The sequence below is a fragment of the Cupriavidus sp. DL-D2 genome, from assembly GCF_039710735.1.
Taxonomy (GTDB): Bacteria; Pseudomonadota; Gammaproteobacteria; order Burkholderiales; family Burkholderiaceae; genus Cupriavidus.
Genome location: NZ_JBDKXK010000013.1, coordinates 1 through 3,693, shown reverse-complemented (window position 1 = coordinate 3,693; position 3,693 = coordinate 1). Strand labels below are relative to the sequence as shown.

4 protein-coding genes are annotated in these 3,693 nt (G+C 62.3%); all 4 read right to left on the bottom strand.

Going from position 1 to position 3,693, the window contains the following annotated elements; all coding sequences use genetic code 11:
- Positions 1-173: 173 nt before the first annotated feature.
- The 4 genes from ABDB81_RS10320 to ABDB81_RS10305 all read right to left on the bottom strand — a co-directional run bounded on the left by ABDB81_RS10320 (position 174) and on the right by ABDB81_RS10305 (position 3,567).
- A complete protein-coding gene (locus tag ABDB81_RS10320; RefSeq protein WP_346810977.1) occupies positions 174-1,109 on the bottom strand; it encodes a glutathione S-transferase family protein in 936 nt (311 codons plus the stop codon).
- Between the two features lie 40 nt (positions 1,110-1,149).
- Complete coding sequence (locus ABDB81_RS10315; RefSeq protein WP_137926713.1) at positions 1,150-1,992, bottom strand: class II aldolase/adducin family protein; 843 nt, start codon at positions 1,990-1,992, stop codon at positions 1,150-1,152.
- A 72-nt stretch (positions 1,993-2,064) separates the two neighbouring features.
- Positions 2,065-3,078 carry an NADP-dependent oxidoreductase gene (locus ABDB81_RS10310; protein WP_137926712.1) on the bottom strand — a complete coding sequence of 338 codons (1,014 nt, stop codon included), beginning with the start codon at positions 3,076-3,078 and terminating at the stop codon, positions 2,065-2,067.
- Positions 3,079-3,135: 57 nt separating this feature from the next.
- Entirely contained in the window at positions 3,136-3,567 is a 432-nt protein-coding gene (locus tag ABDB81_RS10305) for a PaaI family thioesterase (RefSeq protein WP_160472269.1), read from the bottom strand.
- Between the last annotated feature and the right edge of the window lie 126 nt (positions 3,568-3,693).

Sequence of the window (3,693 nt, the reverse complement as noted above, 5' to 3'; positions counted from 1 at the left end):
CCCATGTCTCCGAACAGGTGTTACCTATGTGTCCGGGCTATACACGCGGGAGAGGGGTTGGGGGAGAGGGCCAGCGGCTCTGCTTGCCGACTTATCGGAATTTGAACCGCTTGCCCTCACCCCCGCCCCTCTCCCAGATGGAGAGGGGAGAAAATCGTCGGGAGAGTCAGAAACTAAACCCCCGCCTGCACCCAATACCCCTGCCTAGGAAAATGAACATTCACCGCCCCGGCCCGGGAATCCTGGCGGCGGATCGTCACCACGTGTTCCGTCAGCGTCAGCAGCACGCCAGCGACGGGGTCCTTCGCGTAGTCGGTGGGCGTCACGGTCACGGCGTCGCCTGCGGAGAAGCCGCTGCCTGGCAGGATCGTCGTGTCATGCGGCAGTGGATCGTGGTCATACGCATCGGCCAGCGCGGATTCGGACGGAATCACGCGCAGCTTGCCGTGTCCGTATGCCTGCATCCGCGTGAACCACGTCTTGACCAGCGGATAGCCATCGAGCACTGCCGCCAGCGGCGTAGCCCGCCGGATAAACCAGATGCAGTGGAACAGCGAGAAATCCGCAATCGACAACTCCGGGCCAGCCACGTGCTGCACGCCAGCCGCAAACTGGGTCTGCAGCCGGGCAAAGGTCTCGTGGAGCATCGCAGCGGCTTCGGGCAGCGGCATGCGCAGCGCATTGGTGTCGCCACGCATCGCCTTGCGGTCGGCCATGAACGCCTGGATTTGCCCGGGGCTCAAGTGGGCCAGCATCACCTGCACGCCAGCCGGTTGCATCGTGTACGTGACCGATGCCGTGAACAGCGCGCTGTCGATCCACGCTGCCGTCATGCGCGCCTGCGCGGCCTGGAAGGCCGGATACAGCGGCGGCTGGGGCGCCAACCGGTCGAGCACATCGCAAATCAGTGCGGTATCGCAGTAGATGTCTGCCCCGATCTGCATGACCGGGGTACGCCGATAACCGCCAGTCAGCGCCGTCACATCGGGCTTCGGCATGATTGGCGGGATCTCCACCGCGCACCATGACAAGCCCTTGGCGCCCAACACCAGGCGGACTTTCTCGGAAAACGGCGAAGTTGCGTATTGATGCAGGATGATGTCAGGCATCCATTCCTCTCCAGGGAGTGATTAAAAGGGTCTACCCCTGTTAATCGAGCAAATCCGGCTGTTCCTTAACAATACGTGCGTATAACGGCTGGAACTGGAACCATCCGGCCTGCGCTGTGCCGACGATGGAATACGACTGGCGCGCCGCTGCGTCACTGATCGTCTTCGGCGCCTGACCAGTGCGTGCAGCAGCCGATTCGGCCAGGATCTGCACCTGGCAGGAGCGCTCCATCGTGATGAACCACCAAGCGGCTTCGTCCACTGTCTTGCCCACTGTCAGCAGGCCATGGTTCTGCAGGATGGCTGCCTTGTTGGAACCAAGGGCGTTCGCAATGCGCTGGCCTTCGTCCAGTTCCACCACCACGCCGCCGAAATCGTCATAGAGCGCGTGGTCGTCGTAAAACGCGCAGACATCCTGCGTCAGCGGGTCGAGCTTGCGACCGAGCGTGGACCATGCCCGCCCATAGGTGCTGTGGGAGTGCGCCGCCGCCACGGCATCTTCGCGTGTCTGATGGATGCGCGAATGAATCGCGAAGGCCGCTGCGTTAACGGGGTAGTCGCCCTCCACCACATTGCCGTGGTGATCGCAGCGAATCAGGTTCGAAACATTGACCTGACTGAAATGCACACCGAACGGATTGACCCAGAAGGTATCCGTGAACTCGGGGTCGCGAGCCGTGATATGACCGGCCACCCCTTCGTCGAAACCAAACTTGGAGAACAGCCGGAACGACGCCGCCAGCCGCTGCTTGCGATGCAGCCGCTCTTCCGCCGCCGTCTCGAACCTGGGCGGGCGTGGCAGCATGCGATAACGGGCCTTGACCTCTTCGGACAGACCGGACGCGATCTCGTCACGGTCTGCGGGCGCTTGCGGTGCGTTCATGGGCTGTCTCCTGTGAGTGGGGTGCGCCCCTTTGCGAGGCGTCTTTCCCGGATGGCTTTGTGGCTTTGCGATTTACGACAGTTTCACAAGCTGCTTGCCGAAGTTCTTGCCCTTGAGCAGGCCGATAAAGGCTTCCGGCGCACTGGCCAGCCCTTCGGCCACGCTCTCGCGGAATTTGATCTTGCCTTGGGCCACATAGCCGCCCAGTTCCTTCAGCGCCTGCGGCCACACTTCCATGTGCTCGGACACGATGAAGCCTTCGATCTTGCAGCGCGAGACCAGAATGGCGCGCGGGTTGCGGATCGGCATGTCCTGGCCGTCATAGCCAGCGATCAGGCCGCATACCGCGATGCGTGCGAACGGGTTCAGGCGAGCCAGCACCACATCGAGGATGTCGCCGCCGACGTTCTCGAAGTAGCCATCCACACCCTTCGGCGTCACCGCCTTGAGCATGCCGTACAGTTCCTTGGCATCCTTGGCGGCCTTGTAGTCGATGCAGGCATCGAAGCCCAGCTCCTTCGTCACGTAGTCGCACTTGTCCTTGCCGCCGGCCACACCCACCACATAGCAGCCTGCCAGCTTGGCGAGCTGACCCACCACGCTACCCACGGCACCCGATGCGGCGCTGACCACGATGGTCTCGCCAGCCTTCGGCGCGATGATCTTGTTCAGGCCGTACCATGCCGTCACGCCGGGCATACCGACCGAACCGAGATAGGCCGACAGCGGAATATGCGTGGTATCCACCTTCTGCATGCCACCGCCATCGGTGACGCCGATCTCCTGCCAGCCGAACATGCCGACGACCTTGTCGCCCACGTTCCACTTCGGATTCTTGCTGGCAATGACTTCACCCACGGTGCCACCGATCATCACTTCATCAAGCGGCTGCGGGTCGGCGTAGGACTTGCCTTCACCCATGCGGCCGCGCATATACGGGTCCAGCGACAGGAAATGGTTGCGCACCAGCACCTGACCATCGGCCAGTTCGGGCACGGGCACGTCTTCCAGGCGGAAGTTGTCGGGGGTGACGGCTGCGGTGGGGCGCGAGGCCAGGACGATACGCTTGTAGGTTTGGTTCGACATATTCGTTTCCTTCACTCGGTGGGAGGTCGGTCTAAGTTTGAACAGGGCGCGCCGGGATCAACCGTCCGCGCCCGAATCGGCCGCCCCGCTCTCGCGTTTGGGCGGCATACGCTTGATGAACTTGAACGTACCGGATGCCTTGGAAACGATCTTTCCATCGGCATCGACAATCTCGCCTTCGCAGAACACCATCGTCGAAGTGCGATGCACGACTTGCCCGCGCGCGGTCATCTTGCCGCGTCCCGGCGCCATAAAGCTCGTTTTCATTTCGATGGTGACCACGCCGCGTCCATCCGGATCGGACGAGCGGCCAGCAATGGCCATGGCGACATCCAGCAGCGTCATGAGCACGCCGCCGTGGGCCATGTCCCAGCTATTTTGGTGCCGTTGCTGCACCTCGAGTTCGATCTCGCTGCGGCCATCCTCCATGTAGTTACAGAGGACGCCCATATCGGCGAGGAATGGGATGGTGAGGGGGCGTTGGGTCATTTGGGGCTGAACTGAAAATTGGCTTGCATTATGCCTCTGGTTGGCTCCCCTCTCCCGCCTGCGGGAGAGGGGTTGGGGGAGAGGGCCAGCGGTTCTAACACCACAAGTCGTGGCTTGAACCTCCGA

What these genes read in the sequence shown, in the direction of transcription:
- ABDB81_RS10320 (WP_346810977.1), bottom strand. Translation starts at nt 1,109, where the DNA reads ATGCCTGACATCATCCTGCATCAATACGCAACTTCGCCGTTTTCCGAG.
- ABDB81_RS10315 (WP_137926713.1), bottom strand. Translation starts at nt 1,992, where the DNA reads ATGAACGCACCGCAAGCGCCCGCAGACCGTGACGAGATCGCGTCCGGT.
- ABDB81_RS10310 (WP_137926712.1), bottom strand. Translation starts at nt 3,078, where the DNA reads ATGTCGAACCAAACCTACAAGCGTATCGTCCTGGCCTCGCGCCCCACC.
- ABDB81_RS10305 (WP_160472269.1), bottom strand. Translation starts at nt 3,567, where the DNA reads ATGACCCAACGCCCCCTCACCATCCCATTCCTCGCCGATATGGGCGTC.